The organism is Sporosarcina ureilytica, assembly GCF_001753205.1.
GTDB classification, from domain to species: Bacteria; Bacillota; Bacilli; order Bacillales_A; family Planococcaceae; genus Sporosarcina; species Sporosarcina ureilytica.
Window position 1 is genome coordinate 2,273,099 of sequence record NZ_CP017560.1, and the last position, 26,232, is coordinate 2,299,330.

Below are 26,232 nucleotides of genomic sequence, written 5' to 3' on the forward strand. Positions count from 1 at the left end.
CCACCCTCTTCACAAGTCTTCTTATTACATTTAATCGAGTATATTCTCAAGTCCATAAACCAGGTCTTTACGCACTAACACATTCCGTATGGCCATCAAGACGCCTGGCATAAAACAACTTCTATTAAAGGAATCATGGCGCAATGTTAATAATTCCCCTTCTGCACCCAACAATACTTCTTGATGTGCAAGGAGACCAGGCAATCGTATACTATGTATTTTCATTCCTTCTATGTCTGCGCCTCGTGCACCTTTCACATGCTCTTTCTCTTCCTCATGACCTTGGATATGCGCTTCCCTTACATTCATAATCATTTCAGCGGTTTTCATAGCTGTTCCAGACGGTGCGTCTACTTTTTGATTATGATGGGATTCAATAATTTCAATATCTCCGAGGTAGCGTGCAGCCATTGCTGAAAACTTCATCATTAAGACGGCGCCAATTGAAAAATTCGGTGCAATAATCCCACCAATTTCCTTTTCATTCGCAAATTCCGTTAACTTTTCAATCTCATCAAAACTTAAGCCAGATGTACCCACTACTGGTCGAATCCCATTTTTTATCGCATTATACATATTCTCATATACAACGTCAGGCGTTGTTAAGTCTAGTAAAACGTCAGGTTGTACATGCTTAATTAAACGATCGAACGATGTGAAAATTGGAATCCCAATCTCAGTGTCATGAACTTTATTTTCGTGTAAAAACAATCCATCGTTTTTATAATCCAATGCAGCTACAATTTCCATATCTTCTATTTTATTAATGGCTTCAATTGCGGCACTGCCCATTCGGCCACGAGCACCTGCAAGCACAATTTTTATCGTCATTTTTCTTCCTCCTTTTTTGTCCAACGATCTGCGTCACGCACTTTGTACTTTTGAAGTACATTCGTGAGCGCCTTCTCCAAACTAATCCCTTCTCTGTTTGCAAAACAAACGAGAACAAATAATAAATCGCCCGTTTCTTCTTCAAGTGAACGGATCGCTTCTTCTCTTTTTTTCTTTTTCATCCCGTAGACGTGCTGGACTTCGCGGGATAATTCGCCCAATTCCTCAGTCAGTCTTGCGAGCAGTTCCATTGGAGGAAAATATCCTTCTTTAAAACTATTTATGTACAAATCGACTTCTTTTTGCAATTCTGATAATGTACGTTCTGTTTCCACCAAATCCAACTCCTTCCTTCTAATCGTATTAATTTCTGCGACGGTTGTCAAAGATATAAAGTGAAACTTCAATCAGTGGGGGTTTTCCTCATCCCCCACTGATTGTTAGTTGAACCAATCGGGCTTTTACGGGCAGTTAACCTCCCATCTATACTTATCGTTTTACTTAAGTCTTGAGGTGGGAGTCTTACTGCCCGTTAATGCGGGATAAAAACAGATGATAGTAAGATGATTGTGATTTGTCGAAAGGTGGGTTCCTCATGTTAGAAGGTGTCAAAACAAAAAACATCTTGTTCTTTATTGTCGGTGCTACTATTTTTAGTTTTGGCATCGTTCATTTTAATATTCAAAATGAGTGAGCTGAAGGAGGTTTTACTGGAATTACGCCATACTTCTTTTCGCTTTTAATTGGGAACCCGCACTGATGATCAAAAGCGACCACTTCAACCGTAAATCAATGGCCATACTTGATAAAACAAAAAGTAGAAGAAAATGATTGATACATTTTCTTCTACTTTTATTTTTTTACGCTTATTCCCTATTAAAGAAAATTAATAGAAGTCGAACGAGTTCTAGTACTGCAACAGCAGCTGCTGCTACATAAGTCATCGCTGCAGCGTTTAATACTTTTTTCGCATGGGACTCTTCTTCGTTCTGAATCACGCCAAGTGAGACAACTTGATCCATCGCCCGACTCGATGCATTAAACTCTACAGGCAGTGTGACAAGTTGAAATAAAACCCCGACAGCTAGTAATAAAATACCGATTCCTAGGAACGTGTTTGAAAAAAACAATCCAATCATAATGAATATCCAAGAAGCATTAGATGTTAGATTTGCCGCTGGTACAAGACTGTGACGAAAACGTAAAAATGCATACGCTTCTTTATCTTGAATTGCATGTCCTACTTCATGAGCAGCTACAGCTGTTCCCGCAACGGACGCTTCACGATAATTATGCGGTGATAGCGCCACTGTTTTCGTTAAAGGATTGTAGTGGTCACTTAAAAAACCATTCGACTCTACTACTTTCACATCATGTAAATCGTTTTGATCCAAGATAAGTCGGGCAACTTGTGCACCGGTCATGCCAGACGTTGAACGGACTTTCGAATATTTTTTATACGTACTTTTAACTTTAAATTGAGCGTATAATGGTAGTAGAATAATTAACCCTAAATAGAACCAATACATCTTTTATCCCCCTTCTTTCTGTCTGTCCCTATTTTATATTGCATGAGGGTGTTTCGCAACTTTTTACAATTATGAGGGTGTGATTGTGACTCTCTTCCAAACAAAATAGGCAATAAAAATACAAAATAATGATAGCCAAAAAGTGAAATAACCAATTTGATCCATATATTTCATCAAATCCCCGTAAATCGGCATTTGACCAAACACATAATCGATGACATCGTTGTGTAATGTCCAGATTGCCGCAAGGATAATATGTCCTATTGAAAATTGATAAAAAGGAATATAGAGCACAGCTTGGAACGCCATCGCAAAGTGTGAAATGACAAGCATCCAGCCAACCCAACCGATTGACCCGGTCTCAAGTAGCGTTAAAATATTCATCACCACTGCCCACAGACCATATTTCACCAACGTAATTAATGCCAAGGCCTCCATCAACTTAAAGTTTCGATTAATGAGCCAACCAATAATCGCAAAACAAAAAAACAAACTTGCTGTCGGGCTATCCGGAACGAATACCCAATACTTTGGTTCAGTAATGATTAGTTGCCATTTATACCAGTCGTATCCATAAACCGTGCCAAGGATATTTACAAATAATAATAGCCAAAGAAAAGATTTATGCGATAGTATGAGCCAAACTCTCATCATTAATGCATTCAATTGGCAACCCTCCTCGTCCATTTAATCTAAGTCCATCATAAATAATCACTCTATAAATAAATCTTACCAAAAAACACTTAAACTAGACATATATATATATAATAGAAAAAAGAGCCAGTTTCCTGACTCTTTTTCTTTCATTCTTATTCTAGTTCTGCAAGATATTCAGATAAAGCTCTGAGTTCTTCATCGGTACCTTCGAACGTGCCTCCAGGCATGCCACCAACACCGTTTATTGCGATATCTTCAATCTCATCAGCTGTTAGGCCAGTTCCAGCAAGTGAAGGTCCTAAACCACCTTCAAAAGAGTTCCCGTGACAGCTAATACATGAAGATTCAGCGTAAATCAGATACCCTTCTGATTCCATATCAAACTCAACTTCTTCTACGATTGCACCTTGGATTTTCTGTGCTTCCCAGTCATGATTTGCAACAGATTCCCAAGTTAAATAAACAAGAGCAGCTACTGACAGCAGCATGAATGCCGTTGGAAGCGGTCTCTTAATTGGGCGACGCTCTTTACTTGTATCCATAAATGGAACGAGCATCAATGCACCAATTGCGAGTCCAGGCATAATGATTGCCCCGACAATATTCCAAGGTCCAGAAGCGAAAGAGTATTTCAATAGCTGGTACATTGAAAGGAAATACCAATCCGGAACCGGTGTATACATCGTATCAGTAGGATCCGCTTGTCGCTCCAGCGGCGCTGGATGCGCGAGCGTTAAAACTAAATATCCGATTAAGAAAACAGCACCAACCAACCATTCTTTCAATAAGAAGTTTGGATAGAAAGCTTCTGTTTTCCCCGGGTATTCCGAATAATCTTTCGGGACGTTAGGCATTTTATTGTTTGCCTTAATACGTGAATCTCCGACAAATTTCATCCCTTTTCCGCGTTGCATAATGTCCCCTCCTTATAAAATTCAATGGACGTAAGTACGTTTCTTATAGTGGTCCAGAAATTCCTTGTCTACGAATAAAGACAAAGTGAGCCCCAAGCAACCCAAGCAATGCTGCGGGTAGGAAGAAGACATGTATCGCAAAGAAGCGTGTTAATGTCTGTGCACCGAGAATCTCAGAATCTCCTGCAAGGAGAATTTTAATCTGTTCTCCAATGAATGGTACAGATGCTGCAATCTCAATTCCTACTTTCGTAGCGAACAATGCTTTCATATCCCATGGTAATAAATAACCTGTAAAGCCTAAGCCAAGCATTGTTACGAAAATAAGTACTCCAACAATCCAGTTTAGCTCACGAGGCTTCTTGTAAGAACCCGTAAAAAATACACGTAAAGTATGTAGGAACATCATAACGATAACAAGTGAAGCTCCCCAGTGGTGCATCCCACGCACAATTTCACCGAATGCTACTTCGTTTTGAAGATAGTAAACGGATTTCCAAGCATTTTCAATATCCGGCGTGTAATACATCGTTAGGAACATACCAGATAAAATTTGGATAACGGTTACAAAAAACGTCAGCCCTCCAAAACAATAGATAAATGCGGAAAAATGATGTGCAGGGTTTACGTGCTCAGGTACTTCGTGGTCAGCGATATCGCGCCAAATTGGGGTGATATCCAACCGTTCGTCAACCCAATCATAAATTTTATTCAGCACTTTGGTCGTACCCCCTAACATTTTTAAACTAATGTGTTCGGTGTTGTTCCACCTAAATAAAGATAGCCGTCTTTTTCCATCCACAAATACTCATCAAGTGGTCCAATTGGTGGTGTTCCTGGAACATGTTTACCATTTTTCTCATAGCGTCCTGCGTGGCAAGGGCAAAAGAATTGGTCAGGATGATTTTTATCCCCACCCCAGTTTACAGTACAACCAAGGTGTTTACAGACTGGTGAAAGCGCTACGATTCTATCGCCGCTTTTATACACCCATGCTGAATAAGATTCATCTGATTTATACCACCCATCCTGACGATCGACGATTGTGTAGTCAACTCGGACCGGTGTTTCCGTTAGCTCGTCCACTCTTTGAGGCGTTGCAGTGAAATCACCTTCTCCTGATTTTTGTAAAACAGGATCGACTGCAAAACGAAGCATCGGCATAATTGTTCCAGACGCCATAAAACCGCCTACGCCCATTATTGTGTAGCTAAGGAATTGACGCCTTGACACTCGATTCTTACTCATGTTCTCCCTCCTCTTACTAAAAGGTCAGTCCAACAAAAATACTTTTGATAAATGTAAATACTAGGACACTTCTATAATATCCTAATCATAGAGGAAATTCAATCTAACTTCACAACCTATTCATAGTTTGTGAACAATTGATGAATTTTCGCCTATATTAGCGGACAATGTGACTTCTAGCTTACTATTTCAGGTGAATATGTAAGATTCAAGTGGGGATCAACCGCCCGTAAGTATGCGATTGGTTGAATTAATAATTGGCCGAAAGCGCATTCATGAATCAATGTTTACTGTTATTCTGTCCACTTCTTTGTGAATAAAGGAAGAACTTGTCGGAGTTGATCCTCAATGACCGTATTTCTTAATTGCTTGTCCATACTTTCTAACGGAATGGAAGGTAACCAAATTATCTCCCCTTCTATCTCAACATCCGTCCAAGTTCTATCCGTCGTCAAATAAAATATATGCTTAAAATCCATCAGCTGTAAATCTTTACTCAGCACATTGCTCATCTCTTGTAGATTAGTAGATTGCGTGTATGTAAATGGCGGTAATACCATCATCCGTCCTCTAAATTGCGTTTCAATAAAGCTGGATAGATGCATTAAAAACTCCGTTGCGGATGAACTCCCTTTTAAAGCTTCCGGAGCCGTTTCCAATTTCAATAGAGGTACGAGTAACGTATCAATATAATCTTTTTGTTGAAAATATGTATCCATGTCTTGACTATTCCAATTCATAGGTGATGCCCTCCTAAGTAACTTTACTGTATTGTCATTATTAATCTTATCAAACGAAACCTTACTTAGCTATGCGCAACATCATTTCTGGCATTTGATAAAAAAAAGCAAATAACTCCATCTATGGGATGGAGTTATTGCTTTCCTTTCATTGCCGTATCATTCAACATCGCTGAGAGTGCGAAAAACCGCTCTTTATCATTCGTATCGAGTGCCTCGTCAATTCCTTTTCTTAGCGTTTCCCTGGTCATATTTTCGATACTTTCTTCTACTAACTGTTGGGCGATTCTTTTATCCGTTTCGCTAATTTGCAAATAGGCAGGTAAAAAAGGGTTCTCCTCACGAACACTTGCATAATGCGGACAGGCATGATTATTTGGGAAATTAAGTTGAATATACATTTTTTCATTTTCGTAAAGTCGCAAGTCATGAAATGATTTTTCGGCATCGGCTGTCATTAAATTTCCTTTGTAGAAACGAAATGGAATGCTTTCTGATTTTGTCGTAGAAATTACCATTGCTCTTGGACAATAATGAGCCTCATCTGTAAAGTGCACGTTTTCTAAAAGTTTCTCGTGACTTAGCAAATAATTCAAAATCCACACACATTCACGTCGCTTTAACTTATAACGCTTGAGGAACCATTTAACAAAATCTTTTTTGGCATCGACAGGTACCATCGCCTTCATGTCATACCTCCTCATCATTTTGCGATTCGAGAAAAGCTCTCCAATTTGAGTCATCTGGAAAAAGTTTTACGAGTTGGTCCGCTACTTTGACTGCTTCACTACGTTTTCCTTCTTCAACAAGAAAGCTTGCATAGGAAGCTAGAAATTCATGGTCTTCTTTCATACCACTATATGCCTTCTTAAACGATTCATATGCATTGTCATATAATTCCGTTCTTTCATAAGCATATGCTAAGAAAGCGTGTAAAGTAGAGATATCTTCAATATATTCGTTGGCATCAGTTAAAAGTTCTATCAATTCTTCATCACGTTCGGTTGTATGGTACAACGAAGCGAGCGATACAAGGGCTTCAATATACTCCGGATCTAACACGAGCGCTTCTTTTAAATACGTTTCCGCTTCTTCAGAATAACCAAGTTTTAACGCACATTTCCCAGCAGATAATTGCAACTCTTTATCAAATTCATCTCTTAATATACCCGCTTTAAATAAGTCATAGGCTTTTTGTTCTTTACCTGCTAAGATTTGTGCCTGCCCCGCAAGCATATAAGCTGAATAATAGTCAGGGTCTTGGGCAATTAATTCTTCGAGTAGTGAAATGGCTCTTTTTGGATTACCCACTTGATAATAGGCAAAGGCCGCACCGAATAGAACATCAGGCGTAGATGTATCTTGTAGCATCTCTTCATAATAAGGAATCGCTTCCTCATAAGCTCCACCAGCACTATACGTTTCGGCCAATCTTGAAATGATACTCACATCACCAATTTCATTGACCTGTTCTTTAATTTCTAAATAATAGTGGGTCGCCTCCGCATATCTTCCTGAATCTAATAATAATTCGGCGTATGCAAATTTAATGACGGGCTCTTCTGGTAGTCGTTCATGCGCTTCTTTTATTTTATCGATTGCAGTTTCGGCCAATCCAATCAACTGGTAATAATCAGCAAGGACCAATAATGCTTGAACATATTCGTCATCATCTTTTTTTATGTCATTTAATAATAATAACGCTTCGTCTTCATCGCCTAGTTCAATAAGCGTATTGGCACGATCGATTTTTAGTTGTGCTTCGTTAGGTAAATGAACGAGTAAAACTTCATATAAATCACTCGCCTCTTTCATAAACCCATATGCCGCTAATATACTGGCAACTTCATATATCAAGTCCAGATCTGTCGTTGCCTTAAGCTGATTCAAATAGACGTTTAGCGTTTCCATATCACCTTCTTGAATCATTCTTTCGATTTCTTGTAACTGTTCCATATTTTCACCTGTTCTTTCCCAATGTATACATTTAAATCGTTACGCATGCGATTCTATCTTTTTTGCGCAACGCTTTCCAGGTCTTCAAAAAATGATGGATAAGAAATATCAATACATGCAGGATTTTGAATCGTAATCGGTTCCGATGCGACTAGCGATGCAATACCTGCCATCATTCCGAGCCTATGATCACCATAAGAATCCATCGTACCACCTTTTAACGGTGTTGGTCCATGAATAATCATTCCATCAGGAGTCGCTTCAATATTCGCACCAATTTTCGTCAATTCATTCGTAACAGCAGCAATTCTATCTGTTTCTTTCACGCGCAATTCTGCCGCGTCTTTAATAATTGTTGTCCCTTCTGCTTGTGTCGCTAATAAAGCAATAATTGGTAACTCGTCGATTAAACGTGGAATTAGGTCCCCACCAATTTCTATGCCTTGTAATTGTTGATGATTAATTTCCAGTGTACCAACAGGTTCACCGTTTTCATACGATTCATTTGAAATCGTAACCCCAACACCCATTGCTTCTAATACATCAATAATGCCTGTTCTCGTTGGATTTAAGCCGACGTTTGTGAGGGTTAATGAACTTCCGGGCGTCATGCCGGCTGCCACCATAAAAAAGGCCGCTGAAGAAATATCTCCCGGTACGTGAACGGTTTGCCCTTGAAGCTTTTGTCCCTTCCGTATGCTTGCCGTTCCATTAGATACATGAACATCTGCACCGAAATAACGAAGCATTTGTTCAGTATGGTCCCGCGACACTGTTTCCTCTTGCACAGAAGTGGTCCCTTCTGCTTGTAATCCCGCAAAAAGAATTGCAGACTTTACTTGTGCGCTCGCCACTGGGTTTTTATAATTAATCGCTTTTAAAGGGGTTCCAGTGATTTTCAAGGGTAATAAATCTGTACCGGATTCGGAGTGAATGGATGCACCCATATCTCTTAATGGGTTGGTGACTCGGTCCATTGGTCTACTTGACAATGATTCATCACCACTAATAACAGCCTGTACGTTAGAACTCGCAAGAATACCTAGCATAAGCCGGGCAGTAGTCCCTGAATTTCCTGCATATAAATCTTCGGAAGGAGTTGTCCAACCTTGAATCCCTGGACTATGAATTTCTACAGTGTCCCCCGTATTGTCAATGTTTACGCCTAACTGTTTAAAAATTTCTATCGTCCGCAAACAATCCTCCCCATTAAGGAAACCGGTAATTGTCGTTTTTCCTTCAGCAATCGAACCAAGCATTACGGCGCGGTGAGAAATTGATTTATCACCGGGGACTTTCAACTCTCCTTGTACTGTATTGTCTTTAAAATGAATCGTTTGTAAATCCTTCAACACGTTCACTCCTTATCGAAAACTAATACGGATAGTAATGGAATCAGCTACACAATATGTGAGCTGTAGTCTGTTTCCTCAGATAATGCCAATTGAGCTTTGTTTCGGTCAGCAATAGTTTGGAAGCTGATAACTAAAATACCAAAAACGTCGGTTCTTGTTTCGACGATACGTATATTGGTAATGCTAATCCGCTCGTCTGCAAGGATTTTTGTAATTTCGGAAATAATTCCTGGATGGTCAGGGATGTCCACATGTAGGTCATATGTTGTGAAGAGTGCACCTTTAGAAATTGGTAATTCATCTCGATAATTTTTAGCTTCACTAAAAAAAGTTTGGATTTGTTCAGGGTCATTTTCTAGAAGCATTTTTCGAATTCGCGCCATTTCTTCCATCCAACCATCCAACTGGTTTAATAGTTCGTCTTTATTTTGAATTGTAATATCTCGCCACATAATCGGGTCAGCCGATGCGATTCTCGTTAAATCTCTAAACCCTCCTGCAGCCAATTCTCTCACAAATGGTTGACTTTCTTGTTGTTCAGACAGCCTTCCTACAAGGGAAGATGCGATGAGATGCGGAAAATGACTTACGATTGCCGTCATTCGGTCATGTTCTTCTGCATCTATCACAACGACTTTTCCTTTTGTAGGGATGAGCAGTTCTTGCATCATTTGAATCTGTTCTTTTTTAACTTGTTTAGCAGGTGTTAATATATAATAGGCATTTTCAAAGAGATGTTCTCTTGCTGCGGAAACACCGCTTTTATGGGAACCTGTCATTGGATGTCCGCCTATAAATGTAATGCCATGTTCTTGGAGTGCTGTAGCGGCTTTCATTATCGGACCTTTTGTGCTTCCTGTATCAGAAATAATGACATGATCTTTTAACTTCCATGTCGGTACTTCTTGTAGCAGACGCACTGTTGTATTCACCGGTGTCGCAAAGATGATGATATCTGCTTGTTCACTTACTTTATGGATGGACGCGGCAATCGTATCTATAATCCCTCGGCGGTATGCTTCTTGCATCGTACCATACGAATTATCGAAGCCTGTTACATGTACATTTCGATTTCTTTTTAATGCCAGCCCTAACGAACCGCCGATTAAGCCGAGTCCAATGATCGAAACGTTGATTTTCATTTTAGACGTCCTGCACCTTCTAATAAAGTATCAAAGGCTTTGAAAAAACCATCATTTTGCTCTGCAGTTCCGACCGTCACTCGTATATAACCAGGCGTTCCGAGTGCATCTCCGCTTCTTACAATATATCCTTTCTTTAATAATTCCTCCGTTGCTTCTGTTGCGCTCCCGGGAACTTGGAGTAAAACGAAATTGGCTTGAGAATCGAATACATGAAGCCCGTGTTGTTCTGCGTATGCATAGAAGCGTTCCATTTGCGCTCTATTTAACGTTCTACACTTTTCAATAAATGCTTTATCAGTAAATGCTTTTTCGGCTACTGCCAAACTTAAACTTGTGACGTTGAATGGACTGCGTGTTGTATTTAAAGGGGTAATCAAGGATTGGTCACCGATTGCATAACCAACGCGTAAAGCAGCTAATCCATAAGCTTTTGAAAACGTTCGTAAAATCAGTACATTTTTATGTTTTTGAATGAGTTCTACAGTATCTATGTAGTTTTCATCTACAATATATTCGTAATATGCCTCGTCAAGCACGACAAGGACACGTTCAGGTACTTGCGCTAGAAAAGCTGTTAATTTATCAGCTTCAATTAAGTTACCGGTCGGATTATTTGGACTACATAACCAAATGACTGACGTATCATTATCAATCGCTTCTAGGAAGCCATCTAAGTTATGTTCGCCATTGATTAAAGGAATCTCTTTTACTTCGGCTCCTTCAATTAACGCATGATGTTTGTACTGGGGAAATGTTGGCGTTGCGACAATTGTATTCGTGCCTTCTCCTAAAAGTGCACGTGCAATAATGACAATAATTTCATCTGAACCACTACCAAATAGTAATTCATTTTCATTAATCTTCAATTCGGAAGCGATTTTAGTGCGCAGTTTCCCCGCATACCCATCCGGATATATTTCTAGATCAACTGCCTGTGGCGCTAATCGTTCTGAAGCAACAGGGGATGCACCATAAGGATTTTCGTTTGATGCTAATTTGACGATATCTTCTAAGCCATACATCGCCTTTACTTCTTCGATTGATTTTCCTGGTGTATATGGGGCCATTTCTTTAAGAACTCTTCTCCAACGCATACATATCTCCTCCAGTAGTGTTTGTTTATTTTTGTAAATCGGGTCTTAATTTCACTGCCTCATTTTGATAAATATGAATGATATTTTTTTGCGGGATTGTACAATTTGCATGTAGTAAAATACGTATACATAACGGCATTCCACCCGGTACATTCATCTCATGTGTACACATCACTGGCACATACTTCCACCCTTCAATGGAACGTACAGCTTTTGCTGGAAAAGCTGACTGAATATCTGCCGTTGTCGAAATTAATACAGATACAATATCTTCTGGCAATACATGATTCGCCTGCGCCATTTCTTGAACAAGTACCCCCGTTGCCTGTAAAACGTCTTGTTCATTATCACTTGCAATCGTCGTTGCTCCGCGTAAACCCCTTACTGTCAAGACATTCCCTCCGTCCTTGTCGTTAGCTCCTGAAACGCTCGTAAACATTGTTCCCTGGTTACTTCCGTTACAAATGGTTGTCCAATCCCTTCAAGTAAAACGAAATTTAACTTTCCATGGGACATTTTTTTATCTTTTTGCATATAACTCATAAATTCGTCAAATGAGAAATCATGAATTGGATGAAGTGGGTATTCATGTTCATTTGCGAATTGAATCAACTGTTCTGTTAACGTTTTTTCTGTAAGCCCCATTATTTCACTCAATTGCAAACTGTAAATCATTCCAATCATGACAGATTCTCCGTGGCTTAACTTACCAAATCCACAGGCTGCTTCAACTGCATGACCGAATGTATGCCCAAAATTGAGAAATTTCCGGGTAGACTGCTCAAATTCATCTTCCGCAACGATTGATGCTTTCACTTGAATGCCCTTTAATAATTCTTCCGATAACCATTGTTCCGATGGATTCGTAAAAGATTCATTTACAAGTAATTGCATCGTCCATTCTTCATTGGAAATAAAGGCATGTTTTAATAATTCGGCAAGACCCGACCTAATTTCTCGAGACGGCAACGAGGAAAATAATCCTGTTTGAAACAACACAGCAGATGGTTGATGAAATGCACCTACCATATTTTTCCCCTCAGGCATGTTAATTGCGGTTTTTCCCCCTACCGCACTGTCGTGAGCAAGAATCGTGGTCGGGCAATGAATGTAACGAATGCCTCTCATAAATGTCGCTGCGACAAAGCCGACTAAATCTCCACAAGCCCCCCCGCCGAACGCAATAATGAGCGACTGGCGGGTAAAACCTTGTTGTAATAAAAATGATTGACAATCGGCATAAGTGTCAATTGATTTACATGCTTCACCAGCTGGAATCGTTTTTATGACTAATTTGTTTTTCACAATCGCTAAAGACGCTTCAAGTGACGATAAATGAATCTCGGCTACTTTTTCATCTGCAATAATCGCAATTCGATCAGCACTTGTGAGCAGATCTTTATAGACAGTAGAAAAAAGTGCATACGTAGTAGGTCCAATTTGTACATCATAACGATGATTTGTCGTTTCAACTGTCAATTTCCCCATGTTAAAACTCCTTTACATACGCTCTATACGCTTCAATTTCATTTCGAATGCCATCTATCGTATCCGCTCGAAACTCCTCCATAATTGCTTGTGCGAGCGCTGTTGCAATCACATGCTCCGCAACAACTGAAGCTGCTGGAACGGCACAAGGGTCTGAACGCTCAATCGTTGCAACAAATGGTTCTTTCGTGTCTATGTCAACACTTTCAAGCGGTTTATACAGGGTTGGAATTGGTTTCATGACACCTTTTACTGTGATTGGCATTCCCGTCGACATACCGCCTTCTAATCCACCGAGGCGATTCGTTTTTCGGTAGTACCCTTTTTCTTCATCCCACGCAATTTCATCATGCACTTCGCTTCCAGGTAATTTGGCCATTTCAAACCCAAGCCCAATTTCTACACCTTTGAATGCGTTAATACTCATCATTGCACTAGCTAACTTCGCGTCAAGTTTTCGGTCGAATTGCACGTAACTGCCAATCCCAGGCGGGCATCCTTCAATGATGACTTCTACGACACCGCCGATGGTATCGCCTCTATCTTTTGCATCATCTATCGCTTGGACCATTTTTTTAGATGCCACTGGATCTGCACAGTAAACCGGGTCTTGTTCAATTACCGTTCGTAACTCTTCCATGCTTAGGTTTTCATAAGTCGATGAATCGATTTTGACACCACCAATTTCATGAACGTGCGCCACTGTTGTAATCCCAATCTCTTCTAAAAACTTCTTCGCAACGGCCCCTATCGCAACTCGCATCGTTGTTTCACGAGCCGAGGAACGTTCTAGCACATTGCGCAAATCGCGATGACCATATTTCATACCGCCTACAAGATCAGCATGTCCTGGACGTGGACGTGAAATTTGACGTTTAATACTTGCCGGATCCACGTCTTCACCTAATGGTTCAATCCCCATTATTTTTGTCCAATGTTTCCAGTCGTCGTTTACAACTGTCAATGTCACTGGCGACCCGAGTGTTTTCCCATGGCGAACACCTGAAGAAATGACGACCTCATCTGTTTCAATTTGCATGCGTCGACCTCGTCCGTGTCCACCTTGTCTTCTTGCCAGTTCTTTATTAATCATGTCTGTCGTTAAGTCCATTTGGGCAGGTAACCCTTCTATAATTGCTGTTAATTGAGGTCCGTGTGATTCTCCTGCTGTAAAAAATCTCATTCCCATTCCCCCGCTTTCTTTATGTAACGCCACATGGCCCGCTTGTTTTATGCCTGTCGCATCTAGGCGGCGCCCTGCGCTTTTGTTTATCTCCTATTTCATAGCACTATACCAAATTGTTTCAGTTTCGACTATACTTATCTTTGAAAATATTCAAAATCAATATGTAAATTATAGTTTTTTATAAAAAAATGTTTCGATTGATTCGAATCCGTATTTCGCTGGATTGAAAATTTGTTCGGTACTTCCAACAAATAAAACGCCACCAGGCTTTAAGGCTTTAGCAAAGTTCATATAAATTTCTTCCTTTGCCTCTTCTGTAAAATAAATCATGACGTTTCGGCAAACGATTAAGTCATACCCTGTGTCATACCGATCATTTAATAAATTATGTTGTTTAAAAGTGACGGTTTTTTTTATTTCTTCGTTTACTTGATAATGATTGCCTTCATTAACAAAATAATTGCTTAAAACATTTCGCGGAACATCTTTTAATGCGCGTTCTGGATAAAGCCCAACCTTAGCACGTTCAAGGGCACCTTCATCTAAATCTGTCGCTAAAATAGAAATATCTCGTAGGGGTACATGCGAGGAGAGTACCATTGCTAAAGAATAGGGTTCTTCACCAGTCGAACAAGCCGCACTCCAAATCTTCAGTCTTTTCGTTTTAGAAAGCAATTGAGGAAAAATTTTTTTATCAAGCACTTCCCAACGTTCTTTGTTTCGATAAAACTCTGACACATTAATTGTCATTCTATCTAAAAATTCATCTAGTATAGCACGATCATTATGGATCGCATCATAAAAAACGCTAAAATTCTTGTATCCCTTTCTTTCATATAACGAAGTCAGTCTTCTTTTCATTTGTGCTTCTTTATAAAGAGATAAATCGATACCTGTTTTACGCTTAATATTTCCAATAAATGTTTTATAATCCGGCATAATGTTCCCCTCTCTCTGTGAAAAAAATAAAAGAAAACCCGGCATTTGCCGAGCAATTCTAACTATGTTCAATAAGCTTGTGTAAACCGCAAAAAGAGTCATTATAGGACGGAATTCCTATTTGCACTTCATCAAAATAGAGCAGGTGAAATGTTCATATGATCGCAAACGTCCCGCAGTTTATTATTTAAACAGACTTGGAATAGCGAAAATTGTAACCTTAGGCTTGCTAAAAAAATTTCGGCAATAATTATAAGAAAAACAGCCGCGCGGAAACCGCTTGGCTGCTTTAATTCAATGAATTAGATAATCCAAGTAGACATTGTTTTGTCGTATGATACAAGTTCTTCTTCGTTGAAGAAAAGACCAATTTCACGAACAGCAGATTCAGGTGAGTCAGAACCGTGAATGATGTTTTTACCTACAGTTACTGCGTAGTCACCGCGAATTGTTCCTGGAGCTGATTCTGTTGGGTTTGTTGCACCAACAAGTAAACGTGCTGTTGAAATTACATTTTCACCTTCCCAAACCATTGCAAAAACTGGTCCAGATGTGATGAAATCAACAAGCTCTCCAAAAAATGGACGTTCTTTATGCTCTCCGTAATGTTGCTGTGCTAGTTCTTCTGTAACTTGCATAAGTTTCGCACCAACAAGTTGGAAACCTTTGTTTTCAAAACGGCTTACGATGTCGCCAATCAAGTTGCGTTGTACGCCGTCTGGTTTTACCATTAAAAATGTTCTTTCCATTCAAAACACTCCTCTAATTATGTGTACATTGACAGGGGGAAATCCCCTTGTAAATCGTATCATCGGTTTATACTTCTTTCAAGCATTTAGTTATTAATAGTTGCGTTTACCAATAAATTCAGCAATCTGAATAAATGATTCCTTCGCTTTTCCTTCTGGAAGTGCACGAATTTCATGCTTTGCTTTTTCTAAATATAAATCACTTACCGCAGCAGCTTTTTCAATTGCTCCGGACTGGCGAACATACGCTAACATTTCTTGTCTCGATTGTTCGGTTAATTCGCCGCTGAAAGCTTGCGCCATATAAGGTTGAAATTCAGGATGATCTTTCAAATAAAATATCGGCAACGTTAAATGACCATTTAGTAAATCACTACCAGCTGGCTTACCGAGCTCTTTGTCTGTCGAAGTGAGATCTAGAATATCATCCGTTATTTGAAATGACATGCCCGCGTAATAGCCGAATCGACTTAGCTTATTTACCACATCTGGTTCTGCACCCGTTACGAGGGCGCCTAATTCACAACTCGAAGATAGTAGCAAAGCTGTCTTACGTTTTATCCGACGAAGATAATCTCGGATTGTTTGGTTGACGACACGTTGGTGTTCTATTTGAATAATTTCACCTTCGCAAATTTCCAACATCGTTTTCGCAAGCAATTGGTGAACCGCTGGATTTTTAATATCCGCAATTGAAACAAGTGCTTGTGCAAATATATAGTCACCGGTATACATCGCAATCCGGTTATTCCATTTCGCTTTAACTGTCTGACGCCCTCTTCTCATATCTGAATTATCGATGACATCATCATGAACGAGAGAAGCCATATGGACAAGTTCAAGGGCGACCGCAACCTTTGCCACTCGCTCCAAAGAAAATTGTCCGAATTCAGAAGCAAGCAGGACAAAAATGGGTCGGATTCGCTTCCCTCCTGCGCGTAATAGGTGAAGTGAAGCTTGCCGAATAATCGGGGAAGCCGAATCAACGGAACATTCAAGTTCCTTTTCTATATAATTAAGATCTTTACGAAAGTTTGCGTAAAGTGATAAAACTTGTAACTTTTCCAAATGAAACCCTTCCCCTACAAGATTTATTATTTAAATCCAATATGCCCAGCAGCCGCACCGCCGCTATACGATTTATAGTAAACGTCGTGAAATCCGGCTTCTGTAAACATATGTGCAAGTTTTTTCATCCCTGGGAAATCATCAGCAGACTCTTGCAACCAAGAATACTCTTGATAACTTTTTGCAAACACTTTTCCAAGAAGAGGCATAATGACTTTAAAATAAAAACGAAAAATTTGTCTGTAAATCGGCATTTCAGGATGCGAGGTGTCTAAACATGCGACCATTCCACCGGGTTTCAACACACGGTGCAACTCACTTAAGACTGTTGCGTAATCAGGAACATTACGTAAACCAAAACCAATCGTCACATAATCAAAAGTATTATCAGCAAACGGTAATTCCATCGCGTTTCCATGAATCAGCTCAATGTTGTCATATTGCTCAACTTTAGGCTTACCGGCTTCTAACATCTTTTCACTAAAATCAAGTCCTGTCACGCTACCTTCAGGGCCTGTTGCATGAGCAAGTGCGATTGTCCAGTCGGCCGTACCACAACATACATCAAGCGCAACAGAACCTTGTTTTACGGACATACGGCGCATAATATCATCACGCCATTTTTTATGCTGATTAAAACTAATGACTGAATTCATTTTATCGTAGTCATCTGAAATTTTCTCGAATACTTTATGAACTTTTTGTTCTTTTGAAAGTGTCAAGGTAATGACCTCATTTCTTCAAATCGTCTTTCCAAGCAAGGGCATAGTCATTTCTCGGGTCTTCTCTACTAAATCTGCGGTCAGAAAGCTTGCGCCTGAAATGGCTGCTTCCATCTCCATTCTTAGTTTTTTCAATGCTTCCGTTGAATCATCACTATGTAAAGTCCACCGAACAGACGTATTCTTCAATTCCTGTGAACCCCCGTTTCTATCTGCCACTAACGACATGAGTGGAAGTCCTGCGGCAGCTAGCGGAATATATTGTGCAAATCCAAACGTATGTAAAAACTGAATCACACATTCAGCTTGAATGCTACGGATTGTATCTAAACTATCACTTGTATTCATCTCTAAATTCGTATGGAATTCTGTTTTAACTTCATTTATTTCACCAATTGCTTTTGACAATACATGAATAAATTCGAAATTCGGTAGCGATGCAAGTAACTGATAATAGACACCACTTAAATAGTCTCCAGAAAGGACTGACAGCTGTTGTGACGTGGACGTTACATTTTCCACATCAACCTTGTCATGCGCATCAAACGCAGCGTATACGGCCCCTACGGCGATGGCAGCAGTATTTGTAGATGACGTCCATTCTTCTCCATTTAATTTCGGTAGAAGGAGAAAAAACAAGGTAGATTCATCTAGTATTGGTTTACCAATCTCTCTATTTAAAATTGGATGGTAAACAATACGGTTAAATTCATCAATAAAACTTTCAATTTGAACGTTCATTATTTGTCTTCCCATCAGTTAATCTCCATTCAAATACATTCAAGGACATATTTTTACCGTCTATCGTTTATTTCTTACCTTCGCTTGTAATAATTCCATTTGCTGTATGTATTTCCGCTTCTCCGCGAATCTTCATGGCCGAAGTATGTTCAGTAAATTGCGCAACCATCACTTCTCCATGATCTAGCTTTTCAGTATGATGAAACTTCGTATCGTCACCTCGAGTTAATCCGATAACGTTCACACCATCTTCTTTCGCCTTTATTACGATGTAATCTGATTGTAACATATCATCCAAGTCTCCTATCTTCTTATGTACTTAATCATAGCATAAAAAAGGAAGGGTAAGCAAAGGAGGTAAGACGCTTTCAATGCTTATATCATCACATTTTAATAAGTGATAAAATTTCAGACCTTTTAATGTCGTCGTGCTCATATATGCCCCTCGCAACAGTAGTCATCGTTTTTGCGCCAGGCTTTCGAATCCCTCGCATTGTCATACACATATGCTCTGCTTCAACGACTACATAGACACCGACAGGATTTAACATGTCCATGATTGCATTGGCTACAGTCGATGTAATGCGTTCCTGTAATTGCGGACGTCTTGCCGTCGTTTCCACAGCTCTTGCCAATTTACTTAATCCCGCGACAACCCCATCGCGTGGAATATAGGCAATATGCGCATGCCCAAAAAATGGAACTAAGTGATGTTCACACATCGAATGAAAGGGAATATCTTTCACCAAAACAACTTCATCATGATTTTCATGAAATACCGTTTCAAAATACTGTCTCGGATCTTCATGCAAGCCTTCGAAAACTTCCGCATACATCTTAGCAACTCGCTTCGGTGTGTCAAGAAGCCCTTCACGATTTGGGTCTTCACCAATCGCTTCTAGGATCATCGTTACAGCTTGTTCCATTTTCTTATAATCAACTTCGTGCATTCTTCAAATCCTCCTCAATCAACAAAACATGTTCCTTCGAAAATAGTAGCATATTCGCCCTTCTCAGTACAGTTCATGGACTCACTTATTTTCGCAAAAAATAAAAGGAACTTGTCCTTGAATCCTTTACCAAGACTCAACAGACAAGCTCCTATGTAGCGTAACAATTATTTAACTGCGTCTTTAAGTGCTTTTCCAGCTTTGAAAGCAGGAACTTTACTTGCAGCGATATCGATTTCTTTACCTGTTTGAGGGTTACGTCCTTTACGTGCAGCACGCTCACGAACTTCAAACGTTCCGAAACCAATTACTTGTACTTTATCACCACCTGCTAAAGTATCTTGGATTGTTTCGAAAACTGCCTCAACTGCCGCAGTTGCATCCTTCTTAGAAAGACCTGCAGACTCAGCTACAGCGTTAATTAATTCTGATTTGTTCATACTATTCACCCCCTCTCAAAGAGAAGTCTTTAACAATACTGTAGAAAGAGTATCACATCAAAAAGCGCCATGCAACAATATCTATCCACTTTTCACCTAAAAATGCCATTTTCACATAAAAACCCGTAAAAAGCCCTTATTTACACAAATATTCAAAACAAACGAGGAGGGCACCGGGTAGCCTTGACAAGCGCTGGGAGCTTGGAATAAAGGCGTGAATTTCGACTTTACTTCCACTGAAAAACGCTTTATTTGGGTATAATAAAACCCGTAAACTAAAATCGTTTACGGGTCTCCTTTTATTTTTATGAATGCAGCTTACAATGACTGACTACACGATAAACGTGATCATTCCTTTATTACCATCATTCACCATTTGCTCAATCGTTTCGCGCAGACGCTTTCTGGCGCGTGGTGGCACTGCATCCGTTTTAAACCGAATGCTTTCTTTCATCACTTCATGTAACGGCGTACCGAATAATTGTGTTTCCCAAAGCGCTTCCCGGTCATGCAAATACGCATCTTTTAAATCTTTTAATAAATGATGACTGTGAAATTCTGAACCAATTAACGGTGAGAACTCCGCTTCCATATCTACACGAATCATATGAATGGATGGCGCGGTTGCCTTCATCCGTACACCGAAAAAGTCATTTTGTTTAATAAGTTCAGGTGGGGTTGGATTAAAGTCTGAGATAACTGGTAAGGCAACACCGTAACCATCGCTTTTAGCCTTATCAATCGCTTCCGCATACATATTGTATGCACTCTTCGCTTTAGAAGCTTCTTGAATAAATAAGAGCCAATCTTTTTTCGTACCAATTTCTTGCCCCATAATTCCTTCACACACTTCACGGAAAGCTTGCTCATCCATCTCTATTTTGATGGATGCCTTCCCTTGCCCAGCATCTACTTCAACAACTTCAGCATGTTGTACATACTTTTCGTGCTTCAATTTTTCCGCAAGTTCTTGTACTTTGCGGATTTTCGATGCCTCTAAAAAACCTTCGCTAATGACTGTATCAATTGACGAGTTTAACTCATGCTCACTTCCGAGTACATCCATCCAATCTGGCTTTTGAAGTTCAATCTCAGAAATCGGGAATTCATATAATGCCTCTTTTAAAATGAGCTGAATTTCTTGAGCATTTAATTGGTCGGCACTAATCGCAATGACTGGTACCGCATACTTTTCATGTAGCTCTTGTTTTAAAGCTACTGTTTTTTCATGTGCAGGCATCTTTGAATTTAGCACGATAACAAACGGTTTACCGATATCTGTTAATTTCTCTACAATCTCCTCTTCAGCTACTTCTGCAGCAGCGCGTGGAATATTATTGACTGTACCATCAGTCGTTACAAGAATCCCGATTGTCGAATGGTCTCTAATGACTTTATCTGTTCCGATACGTGCAGCTTCTTCAAATGGAATCGGCTCGTTATGCCACGGAGTGTGAACATACTTCGGGCCATCCTCATCTTCGTAACCCTTAACACCGTCAATGACATACCCAACACAATCAGCGAGCCGAATTTGAAATTGGAGTTCCCCATCACCAACTGCAACCGATGTTCCTTGCGCTGGCACAAATTTCGGTTCGGCTGTCATAATCACCGGTCCTGGTGAACTTTGCGGGAGTTCGTCTTGTGCTCGTATTTGGTCCGTCTCGTCAGTCATATTTGGAATTACGACTTCTTCCATGACCCTTTTTACGAACGTGGACTTTCCAACACGGACAGGGCCCACGACACCGATGTAAATATCTCCATCCGTTCGTCTCGCTAAATTTTCATATAGTTCTTCTTTCATCCATCGTCCTCCTTTTCTACGCATATTACTTTATGTAATAGAAAAACGTTTCATGCAGAAGCATGAAACGTTTTTTTATTTCGCCATAAAAATAGGTTCATTATTTTCATTTACTGTATACGGCAAAGAATAGGCTGGCACGACAACAGAGCCTTCCTCTAAAAGAAATCGAATATCCTCGCCTGCTCGAATTTCAGGATTTTCTTCCGATAAAATTCGATTTAAATCAATTGAATAATCAATGTAAAAATTTCCATCGCCACCAACAACAACTGGTAAATGCGCATCGGAATAAGGACTTCCAAGCGTTAACGGACTTTTAAATCCTAATGTTTCAAAGTCAATTTCATAGACGTTGTCCCCTATTTTATCTTTAAAAGGGACTTGACCATTCATACTCTTACGTAAATTTAAATCTCGAATAATTTCTGCCGCACGTAAATCAACAACTTTTACAGTTGGATTTTCTTCGACATCCATTAATACATATTGAAAAATACCACCTTTTTCATAGGCACTCGAAGGTATTTTCTCTGTATAATTCGGTACAATTTTAGAGAATTCAATTGGATATTTAATATATTTATCGGTTTCCGCGTCTTTCGTTTTAATTGGCAATAAGCCGCCGGATTCTTTTTGATACGCATCTACGGCTCGTTGAATCGATTCAACGTGTTCAGGATACGGAATCTTCCCTTGACCTTCTTCTTCCCCGGGATACATACATCCTGTTAATAACAGGATGGCTGAGAAGAAAAACACACCTGCTATTTTCTTTAATGACACCCTCATTATGCTCCTCCTGATGGTCCGCTAAATACGAGATAAATCATAGCGAGAAAACAAAATAATAATAATGCATATGCAACAAATGCGAATATAAATTTCAATAATCTATTTTTCAATTTATGTCTACTGAAATAAATAAGGCCCATTGAAACGAACATAAAACCCATAGCATAAAAAGATAACCACATCTTATCAAGTGGTGACATGAACCATCTACCCCTCTATTAATTGAAATGCATGTTACCAAACAAATCATCGACTTCTTGTTTTTTCATTCTACTCATTAACTGGTCCACCGCTTTTTTAGGTGGTACAGCATCAAACAAAACAGAATATAATGCTTCTGTTAACGGCATCGTTACATCATATTTTTCCGCCAATTGATAGGCTGCTTTCGTCGTTCGCACACCTTCTATGACCATGCCCATCCCTGCTGTAACTTCTTCCAAGCTTTTTCCTTTACCAAGCATATTCCCAGCCTTCCAGTTGCGAGAATGCACGCTTGTACACGTCACAATTAAATCACCTAGACCTGTCAGACCAGCAAATGTAAGCGGATTTGCGCCCATTTTCACGCCTAATCTTGATATTTCCGCTAGACCACGCGTAATGAGTGCCGCCTTGGCGTTATCTCCATACCCGAGTCCATCGGTAATTCCCGCCGCTAGTGCGATGACATTTTTTAAAGCAGCGCCAATTTCCACACCAATTACATCTGTATGTGTATAGACACGGAAATAATGATTCATAAATAAATCTTGTATTTCCTTAGCTGCCTCTACATTCTGAGAAGCAGCCGTTACCGTGGTTGGATGTCTTTCTACAACTTCCTCCGCATGGCTTGGCCCGGAAAGAACGACGATATCCTTTCTATTTGACGAAGCAATCTCTTCACGAATCATTTCAGAAATTCGCTTATGCGAATCAGGCTCAATGCCTTTCGATACGTGTACAAATAACTTCTCCTCTGAAATGGCCGCGTTTATCTTTTGACAAATCGGTCGGATTGCTTTCGTTGGGACCGCGATCACAATGACATCGCCATGTGTAACAGCTTCTTCAAGATTAGCGGTGGCTTTTAGATTCTCAGGTAAAGTTGTATTTGGTAAGTAGACATGATTTGTGTGACGTTCATTAATCTCCTCAACTTGCTCTGAGCGTCTTGCCCAGAGCAAACAGTCATGCCCATTTTCCGCCAGCACAAAAGCGAGTGCTGTTCCCCAACTCCCCGCGCCAAGCACGGTTACTTTCTTCATGCAATTCATCCTTCCTGTATAGCGTATTACGTCCTTGCTCTTGTAATAAGTCGAATTGGCGTCCCTTCAAATCCGAACGCTTCACGTAATCGATTTTGTAAGAAACGTTCATATGAAAAATGCATCATCTCCGGTTCATTAACAAAAATAATAAATGTCGGTGGTTTTACCGCTACTTGTGTTGCATAGTAAATGCGTAACCTTTTCCCTTTATCTGTCGGCGTAGGATTTCTAGCAACCGCATCTTCAATGACTTCATTTAACACGCTAGATTGAATCCGCTTCGCATGATTTTCACTAATTAATTTAATGCTGTCAAAAAGTCCGTTGACACGTTGCTTTGTTTTCGCAGATACAAAGGAAATCGGCGCATAATCAAGGAACATAAAGTTATCTCGAATTTTTGCCGTAAAATTATTCATCGTATGGTTATCTTTTTCGATGGCATCCCATTTATTCACCACGAACATGACGCCTTTTCCGGCTTCCTCAGCATAGCCTGCAATCCGCTTATCTTGCTCGCGAATCCCTTCTTCGCCGTTTATAACAATTAATACGACATCTGAGCGGTCAATGGCCTTCAATGCCCGTAAGACGCTATATTTTTCAGTCGTTTCGTATACTTTTCCTTTTTTCCGCATACCGGCTGTATCAATAATTTTATATTTTTGACCCTCATACACATAAGGCGTGTCAATTGCGTCTCGCGTCGTTCCTGCTACATCACTTACGATCACGCGCTCTTCTCCTAGAAGTGCGTTTACGAGTGATGATTTTCCGACATTCGGCCTTCCGATTAATGAAAAGCGAATGACATCTGCTTCATCCGGCTCACTTTCCTCATTCGGAAACTCATTTGCAACTGCATCTAATAAATCACCTAGTCCAAGCCCGTGTGATCCTGAAATTGGATATGGATCTCCAAATCCTAATGAATAGAAATCATAAATCATTTCTCTCATTTCAGGGTTGTCAATTTTATTGACAGCTAAAATCACCGGTTTATTTGACCGGTATAATATTTTCGCTACATGCTCATCTGCATCTGTTACGCTTTCGCGCCCATTCACTAAGAAAATGATGACATCTGCTTCTTCAATCGCAATTTCTGCCTGGAGGCGAATTTGCTCTAGAAACGGTTCATCACCAATTTCAATCCCACCTGTGTCAATAATATTGAAATCATGTGTAAGCCAATCTGCAGAGCTATAAATTCGATCTCGCGTTACACCTGAAACATCTTCAACGATTGAAATTCTTTCTCCCACAATTCGATTAAAAATCGTGGATTTACCGACGTTTGGTCGCCCAACGATGGCGACAGTTGGTTTTGTCATACTTAAAACATCCTTCCAGATTATCTTCTGTTAGTATACACAAAAAAAGATGATGATGCCCTAAAAGAGCACCATCACCGTATGAATTTCACAAATTCATCTCATTCAAATTTACTCTGAAAGCTTCTTTAATTGGTCTCCAATGACATCACTAATTGAGAAACCTTGGGATTCTTCAGGCATCTCATAATCTTCGTAAGATGTATGATCTTCTTTTTCCACCAAGTCTTTAATACTTAGCGATAAACGTTCCTCGTTTGGATTGACATCGAGAACTTTCACTTCAATTTTCTGTCCCTCCGTTAACACCTCATTCGGAGTTCCGATATGTTCATGTGAAATACGGGATATATGCACAAGACCTTCGACTCCAGGGAAAACTTCAACGAACGCACCATAAGAAACTAATCGTCTAACAGTTCCTTCCAAGATAGAACCTTTTGGTGCTTTTTCTTCAATCCCTTCCCAAGGCCCAGGCAATGTTTCTTTAATGGATAAAGAAATACGCGCTGCGTCCCGGTCAACGGAAAGGACTTTCACTGATACCGTTTCGCCTTCAGAGAGTACATCTGATACTTTTTCAACGTGTGCATGTGATAATTGTGAGATATGCACAAGGCCGTCTACACCGCCGATATCAACAAATGCACCGAACGATGCTAGACGTTGAACGGTTCCTTCTAAAACTTGACCTTCTTTTAAATTGGCTAATACTTCGTTTTTCTTCGCTGCCTTTTCCTCTTGAATAACAGCACGGTGAGATAAAATCAAACGATTTTTCTCTTTATCCATTTCAATAATTTTAAATTTCATTTGACGGCCTTTGTATTCATCGAACGATTCGACGAAAAAGTCTTCTACGAGTGAAGCCGGAATGAATCCACGTACACCTAAATCGACAACAAGACCACCTTTGACAACGTCTTTTACTTCAGTTTCAATAATTTCATTGTTATTAAATTTTTCTTCCAATGAATCCCATGCATTATCTGCGTCTATTCGACGTTTTGAAAGCACATAATTCGCTTCTTCAATTTTAATGATTGCTAGCTCAAGCTCTGCCCCTTCAGAAACAACATCCGAAGCTTTTTCGATATGCAAACTTGAAATTTCACTAATTGGAATCACACCATCAAACGGTGCACCTGGAATCTCGACCGTTACAGATTTATCTTCGATTTTAACAACTTTTCCCGTTACACGGTCACCTTCGTTAAACTCTTTTTGCATTTCAATATTGATATCCTCTGACATATGTAGTCCTCCTCCATAAAAACTCCTATTTCTA

30 protein-coding genes and 1 pseudogene are annotated in these 26,232 nt (G+C 39.8%); 1 reads left to right on the forward strand and 30 read right to left on the reverse strand.

Features of this window, described 5'->3' with window-relative positions; translation table 11 throughout:
- Window positions 1-30 precede the first annotated feature (30 nt).
- Together dapB and BI350_RS11240 are read right to left on the reverse strand one after the other, a co-directional pair.
- Entirely contained in the window at window positions 31-831 is an 801-nt protein-coding gene (gene dapB, locus BI350_RS11235) for a 4-hydroxy-tetrahydrodipicolinate reductase (protein WP_075528194.1), read from the reverse strand.
- A complete protein-coding gene (locus BI350_RS11240; protein WP_075528195.1) occupies window positions 828-1,166 on the reverse strand; it encodes a nucleotide pyrophosphohydrolase in 339 nt (112 codons plus the stop codon). Before BI350_RS11240 ends, dapB begins: the two co-directional genes overlap by 4 nt.
- A 260-nt stretch (window positions 1,167-1,426) precedes the next feature.
- On the opposite strand from BI350_RS11240, the pseudogene BI350_RS17445 reads away from it, so the two are divergent.
- Window positions 1,427-1,593: pseudogene (locus BI350_RS17445) on the forward strand (YitT family protein); the annotation flags it as partial.
- 104 nt (window positions 1,594-1,697) lie between these two features.
- On the opposite strand, the gene BI350_RS11245 reads toward BI350_RS17445, so the two are convergent.
- The 28 genes from BI350_RS11245 to rpsA form a co-directional block, all read right to left on the reverse strand.
- Window positions 1,698-2,360, reverse strand: coding sequence for a zinc metallopeptidase (locus BI350_RS11245; protein ID WP_075528196.1), 663 nt, complete (start codon window positions 2,358-2,360; stop codon window positions 1,698-1,700).
- A gap of 69 nt (window positions 2,361-2,429) precedes the next feature.
- Window positions 2,430-3,026 (reverse strand): lipoprotein heptaprenylglyceryl N-acetyltransferase LhaT, encoded by a 597-nt coding sequence (gene lhaT / locus BI350_RS11250; RefSeq protein ID WP_425423228.1) that lies wholly within the window; start codon window positions 3,024-3,026, stop codon window positions 2,430-2,432.
- A gap of 143 nt (window positions 3,027-3,169) precedes the next feature.
- Window positions 3,170-3,931 (reverse strand): menaquinol-cytochrome c reductase cytochrome b/c subunit, encoded by a 762-nt coding sequence (locus tag BI350_RS11255; protein WP_075528197.1) that lies wholly within the window; start codon window positions 3,929-3,931, stop codon window positions 3,170-3,172.
- A gap of 43 nt (window positions 3,932-3,974) precedes the next feature.
- A complete protein-coding gene (qcrB, locus tag BI350_RS11260) occupies window positions 3,975-4,649 on the reverse strand; it encodes a menaquinol-cytochrome c reductase cytochrome b subunit (protein WP_075528198.1) in 675 nt (224 codons plus the stop codon).
- A 23-nt stretch (window positions 4,650-4,672) separates the two neighbouring features.
- Window positions 4,673-5,179, reverse strand: coding sequence for a Rieske (2Fe-2S) protein (locus tag BI350_RS11265; RefSeq protein ID WP_075528199.1), 507 nt, complete (start codon window positions 5,177-5,179; stop codon window positions 4,673-4,675).
- Between the two features lie 293 nt (window positions 5,180-5,472).
- On the reverse strand, window positions 5,473-5,919 hold the full coding sequence (locus BI350_RS11270) for a DUF2487 family protein (protein WP_075528200.1): 447 nt from the start codon (window positions 5,917-5,919) through the stop codon (window positions 5,473-5,475).
- Between the two features lie 134 nt (window positions 5,920-6,053).
- On the reverse strand, window positions 6,054-6,608 hold the full coding sequence (locus tag BI350_RS11275; RefSeq protein WP_075528201.1) for a ReoY family proteolytic degradation factor: 555 nt from the start codon (window positions 6,606-6,608) through the stop codon (window positions 6,054-6,056).
- A gap of 1 nt (window position 6,609) precedes the next feature.
- Complete coding sequence (locus BI350_RS11280) at window positions 6,610-7,875, reverse strand: tetratricopeptide repeat protein (protein WP_075528202.1); 1,266 nt, start codon at window positions 7,873-7,875, stop codon at window positions 6,610-6,612.
- 53 nt (window positions 7,876-7,928) lie between these two features.
- The gene (gene aroA / locus BI350_RS11285) at window positions 7,929-9,227 is read right to left on the reverse strand and encodes a 3-phosphoshikimate 1-carboxyvinyltransferase (RefSeq protein ID WP_245698252.1); all 1,299 of its coding nucleotides are present in this window, start codon (window positions 9,225-9,227) and stop codon (window positions 7,929-7,931) included.
- A gap of 47 nt (window positions 9,228-9,274) precedes the next feature.
- Window positions 9,275-10,372, reverse strand: a complete 1,098-nt coding sequence (locus BI350_RS11290; RefSeq protein WP_075528203.1) for a prephenate dehydrogenase — start codon at window positions 10,370-10,372, stop codon at window positions 9,275-9,277.
- A complete protein-coding gene (gene hisC / locus BI350_RS11295; RefSeq protein ID WP_075528204.1) occupies window positions 10,369-11,469 on the reverse strand; it encodes a histidinol-phosphate transaminase in 1,101 nt (366 codons plus the stop codon). The genes BI350_RS11290 and hisC overlap by 4 nt, the downstream gene beginning before the upstream one ends.
- Before the next feature lie 25 nt (window positions 11,470-11,494).
- Window positions 11,495-11,860 carry a chorismate mutase gene (gene aroH / locus BI350_RS11300; protein WP_245698253.1) on the reverse strand — a complete coding sequence of 122 codons (366 nt, stop codon included), beginning with the start codon at window positions 11,858-11,860 and terminating at the stop codon, window positions 11,495-11,497.
- Complete coding sequence (gene aroB / locus BI350_RS11305) at window positions 11,857-12,957, reverse strand: 3-dehydroquinate synthase (protein WP_075528206.1); 1,101 nt, start codon at window positions 12,955-12,957, stop codon at window positions 11,857-11,859. Before aroB ends, aroH begins: the two co-directional genes overlap by 4 nt.
- A 1-nt stretch (window position 12,958) precedes the next feature.
- Window positions 12,959-14,140: a chorismate synthase gene (gene aroC, locus BI350_RS11310; RefSeq protein WP_075528207.1), complete on the reverse strand. Its 1,182-nt coding sequence runs from the start codon at window positions 14,138-14,140 to the stop codon at window positions 12,959-12,961.
- Window positions 14,141-14,311: 171 nt separating this feature from the next.
- Window positions 14,312-15,082 carry a CheR family methyltransferase gene (locus tag BI350_RS11315; protein WP_075528208.1) on the reverse strand — a complete coding sequence of 257 codons (771 nt, stop codon included), beginning with the start codon at window positions 15,080-15,082 and terminating at the stop codon, window positions 14,312-14,314.
- A gap of 302 nt (window positions 15,083-15,384) precedes the next feature.
- Window positions 15,385-15,831: a nucleoside-diphosphate kinase gene (gene ndk / locus BI350_RS11320; RefSeq protein WP_075528209.1), complete on the reverse strand. Its 447-nt coding sequence runs from the start codon at window positions 15,829-15,831 to the stop codon at window positions 15,385-15,387.
- Between the two features lie 93 nt (window positions 15,832-15,924).
- Window positions 15,925-16,899: a polyprenyl synthetase family protein gene (locus tag BI350_RS11325; protein ID WP_075528210.1), complete on the reverse strand. Its 975-nt coding sequence runs from the start codon at window positions 16,897-16,899 to the stop codon at window positions 15,925-15,927.
- Between the two features lie 26 nt (window positions 16,900-16,925).
- Entirely contained in the window at window positions 16,926-17,621 is a 696-nt protein-coding gene (locus tag BI350_RS11330) for a demethylmenaquinone methyltransferase (RefSeq protein WP_075528211.1), read from the reverse strand.
- A gap of 18 nt (window positions 17,622-17,639) precedes the next feature.
- Entirely contained in the window at window positions 17,640-18,377 is a 738-nt protein-coding gene (locus tag BI350_RS11335; protein ID WP_075528212.1) for a heptaprenyl diphosphate synthase component 1, read from the reverse strand.
- A 52-nt stretch (window positions 18,378-18,429) separates the two neighbouring features.
- Window positions 18,430-18,651 carry a trp RNA-binding attenuation protein MtrB gene (gene mtrB, locus BI350_RS11340; RefSeq protein WP_075528213.1) on the reverse strand — a complete coding sequence of 74 codons (222 nt, stop codon included), beginning with the start codon at window positions 18,649-18,651 and terminating at the stop codon, window positions 18,430-18,432.
- Window positions 18,652-18,745: 94 nt separating this feature from the next.
- On the reverse strand, window positions 18,746-19,312 hold the full coding sequence (gene folE, locus BI350_RS11345) for a GTP cyclohydrolase I FolE (protein ID WP_075528214.1): 567 nt from the start codon (window positions 19,310-19,312) through the stop codon (window positions 18,746-18,748).
- A 167-nt stretch (window positions 19,313-19,479) separates the two neighbouring features.
- A complete protein-coding gene (locus BI350_RS11350) occupies window positions 19,480-19,752 on the reverse strand; it encodes an HU family DNA-binding protein (protein WP_075528215.1) in 273 nt (90 codons plus the stop codon).
- Window positions 19,753-20,083: 331 nt separating this feature from the next.
- Window positions 20,084-21,562: a stage IV sporulation protein A gene (gene spoIVA / locus BI350_RS11355; protein ID WP_075528216.1), complete on the reverse strand. Its 1,479-nt coding sequence runs from the start codon at window positions 21,560-21,562 to the stop codon at window positions 20,084-20,086.
- A 75-nt stretch (window positions 21,563-21,637) separates the two neighbouring features.
- Entirely contained in the window at window positions 21,638-22,354 is a 717-nt protein-coding gene (locus tag BI350_RS11360) for a hypothetical protein (RefSeq protein ID WP_075528217.1), read from the reverse strand.
- The gene (locus BI350_RS11365; RefSeq protein WP_075528218.1) at window positions 22,354-22,557 is read right to left on the reverse strand and encodes a DUF2768 domain-containing protein; all 204 of its coding nucleotides are present in this window, start codon (window positions 22,555-22,557) and stop codon (window positions 22,354-22,356) included. The genes BI350_RS11360 and BI350_RS11365 overlap by 1 nt, the downstream gene beginning before the upstream one ends.
- An 18-nt stretch (window positions 22,558-22,575) precedes the next feature.
- Window positions 22,576-23,607, reverse strand: a complete 1,032-nt coding sequence (locus BI350_RS11370; RefSeq protein WP_075528219.1) for an NAD(P)H-dependent glycerol-3-phosphate dehydrogenase — start codon at window positions 23,605-23,607, stop codon at window positions 22,576-22,578.
- 26 nt (window positions 23,608-23,633) lie between these two features.
- Window positions 23,634-24,944: a ribosome biogenesis GTPase Der gene (gene der / locus BI350_RS11375; protein WP_075528220.1), complete on the reverse strand. Its 1,311-nt coding sequence runs from the start codon at window positions 24,942-24,944 to the stop codon at window positions 23,634-23,636.
- A gap of 111 nt (window positions 24,945-25,055) precedes the next feature.
- The gene (rpsA, locus tag BI350_RS11380; protein ID WP_075528221.1) at window positions 25,056-26,198 is read right to left on the reverse strand and encodes a 30S ribosomal protein S1; all 1,143 of its coding nucleotides are present in this window, start codon (window positions 26,196-26,198) and stop codon (window positions 25,056-25,058) included.
- Window positions 26,199-26,232 lie beyond the last annotated feature (34 nt).

What these genes read in the sequence shown, in the direction of transcription:
- dapB (WP_075528194.1), bottom strand. Translation starts at nt 831, where the DNA reads ATGACGATAAAAATTGTGCTTGCAGGTGCTCGTGGCCGAATGGGCAGT.
- BI350_RS11245 (WP_075528196.1), bottom strand. Translation starts at nt 2,360, where the DNA reads ATGTATTGGTTCTATTTAGGGTTAATTATTCTACTACCATTATACGCT.
- BI350_RS11255 (WP_075528197.1), bottom strand. Translation starts at nt 3,931, where the DNA reads ATGCAACGCGGAAAAGGGATGAAATTTGTCGGAGATTCACGTATTAAG.
- BI350_RS11265 (WP_075528199.1), bottom strand. Translation starts at nt 5,179, where the DNA reads ATGAGTAAGAATCGAGTGTCAAGGCGTCAATTCCTTAGCTACACAATA.
- BI350_RS11270 (WP_075528200.1), bottom strand. Translation starts at nt 5,919, where the DNA reads ATGAATTGGAATAGTCAAGACATGGATACATATTTTCAACAAAAAGAT.
- BI350_RS11275 (WP_075528201.1), bottom strand. Translation starts at nt 6,608, where the DNA reads ATGAAGGCGATGGTACCTGTCGATGCCAAAAAAGATTTTGTTAAATGG.
- BI350_RS11280 (WP_075528202.1), bottom strand. Translation starts at nt 7,875, where the DNA reads ATGGAACAGTTACAAGAAATCGAAAGAATGATTCAAGAAGGTGATATG.
- BI350_RS11290 (WP_075528203.1), bottom strand. Translation starts at nt 10,372, where the DNA reads ATGAAAATCAACGTTTCGATCATTGGACTCGGCTTAATCGGCGGTTCG.
- hisC (WP_075528204.1), bottom strand. Translation starts at nt 11,469, where the DNA reads ATGCGTTGGAGAAGAGTTCTTAAAGAAATGGCCCCATATACACCAGGA.
- aroB (WP_075528206.1), bottom strand. Translation starts at nt 12,957, where the DNA reads ATGGGGAAATTGACAGTTGAAACGACAAATCATCGTTATGATGTACAA.
- aroC (WP_075528207.1), bottom strand. Translation starts at nt 14,140, where the DNA reads ATGAGATTTTTTACAGCAGGAGAATCACACGGACCTCAATTAACAGCA.
- BI350_RS11315 (WP_075528208.1), bottom strand. Translation starts at nt 15,082, where the DNA reads ATGCCGGATTATAAAACATTTATTGGAAATATTAAGCGTAAAACAGGT.
- ndk (WP_075528209.1), bottom strand. Translation starts at nt 15,831, where the DNA reads ATGGAAAGAACATTTTTAATGGTAAAACCAGACGGCGTACAACGCAAC.
- BI350_RS11335 (WP_075528212.1), bottom strand. Translation starts at nt 18,377, where the DNA reads ATGGGAAGACAAATAATGAACGTTCAAATTGAAAGTTTTATTGATGAA.
- mtrB (WP_075528213.1), bottom strand. Translation starts at nt 18,651, where the DNA reads ATGTTACAATCAGATTACATCGTAATAAAGGCGAAAGAAGATGGTGTG.
- folE (WP_075528214.1), bottom strand. Translation starts at nt 19,312, where the DNA reads ATGCACGAAGTTGATTATAAGAAAATGGAACAAGCTGTAACGATGATC.
- BI350_RS11350 (WP_075528215.1), bottom strand. Translation starts at nt 19,752, where the DNA reads ATGAACAAATCAGAATTAATTAACGCTGTAGCTGAGTCTGCAGGTCTT.
- spoIVA (WP_075528216.1), bottom strand. Translation starts at nt 21,562, where the DNA reads ATGAAAGAAGAACTATATGAAAATTTAGCGAGACGAACGGATGGAGAT.
- BI350_RS11360 (WP_075528217.1), bottom strand. Translation starts at nt 22,354, where the DNA reads ATGAGGGTGTCATTAAAGAAAATAGCAGGTGTGTTTTTCTTCTCAGCC.
- BI350_RS11365 (WP_075528218.1), bottom strand. Translation starts at nt 22,557, where the DNA reads ATGTCACCACTTGATAAGATGTGGTTATCTTTTTATGCTATGGGTTTT.
- BI350_RS11370 (WP_075528219.1), bottom strand. Translation starts at nt 23,607, where the DNA reads ATGAAGAAAGTAACCGTGCTTGGCGCGGGGAGTTGGGGAACAGCACTC.
- der (WP_075528220.1), bottom strand. Translation starts at nt 24,944, where the DNA reads ATGACAAAACCAACTGTCGCCATCGTTGGGCGACCAAACGTCGGTAAA.
- rpsA (WP_075528221.1), bottom strand. Translation starts at nt 26,198, where the DNA reads ATGTCAGAGGATATCAATATTGAAATGCAAAAAGAGTTTAACGAAGGT.